Source organism: Ruegeria sp. CE12, assembly GCF_056537525.1.
This window is the reverse complement of record NZ_JBQFRS010000061.1, coordinates 1-968: the sequence shown is the minus strand read 5'-3', so window position 1 is coordinate 968 and position 968 is coordinate 1. Positions and strand designations below refer to the sequence as shown.

At 57.0% G+C, this 968-nt stretch carries 1 protein-coding gene; it reads right to left on the bottom strand.

Features of this window, described 5'->3' with window-relative positions:
- On the bottom strand, window positions 1-869 hold an 869-nt coding region (locus ACR0IO_RS23125; protein ID WP_480745201.1), incomplete at its 3' end, for a KpsF/GutQ family sugar-phosphate isomerase.
- Window positions 870-968 lie beyond the last annotated feature (99 nt).

Sequence of the window (968 nt, the reverse complement as noted above, 5' to 3'; positions counted from 1 at the left end):
ACCGCCAAGGCCTCGGCAGCAAGGGCATCTGGGGCGGTCACGCGGGGGGATTTGGTGGCGACATCACCAGCCGTGCAGGACATCAGCCGCGCCATGTTGCGCCGCAAATCCCCGTCTGAGATCACCCCATCAAGGCGACCTTCGCCGTCCAAGACCCCCACGATACCGAAGCTTTTCTCGGTCATCACCAACAGGGTCTCAGGCATCGGGGTAGTCACCTGAACCAAGGGCAAGGCCGCCCCTTCATGCATCAATTGCGCAACTTTTGACAATTGTGCGCCCAGTTTCCCGCCGGGATGAAAGGTGCGGAATTGATCGGGTCGAAAACCGCGCTGCTCCATGACACAAATGGCCAATGCATCGCCCAAGGCAAGTGTCAGGGTCGTTGAGGTTGTCGGCGCCATCCCAATCACACAAGCCTCAGGCGCGGCAGGCAAGGTCAAGCGATACTGCGCCGCCCGCATCAATGTGCTGTCTTCGCGCCCTGATATGCCAATCATCGGGATTGAAAACCGCGCCACATGGGCCACGATATCGCCCAATTCAGCCGTTTCACCTGAGTTTGAGATCAAAATCACCAAATCCTCAGGGGTGATCATGCCTAAATCACCATGGCTTGCCTCCGCAGGGTGGACAAAAGCCGAAGGTGTGCCAGTCGAAGCAAGGGTTGAGCTGATCTTGCGCGCAATATGCCCCGATTTTCCGATACCAGATAGGATCACACGGCCTTTCGTGGCCAGCATGGCCTCAACCGCGCCGTCAAAATCAGCAGGCAAATGCGCGGCCAAAGCCATCACCGCATCCGCCTCAATTTTCAAAACGCGGGCGGCGGTGTCGCGGATCGCGGCCAATTTATCCTGCTGTGTCATAATCTCTTGCCCGATCTGGTTGGTGTGGCGTGCTGTGGTCTGACTTAGACAAAAAATCAAGCTTTGCACAGGGTCTGACATGCATTTGAGGGGTTTTGA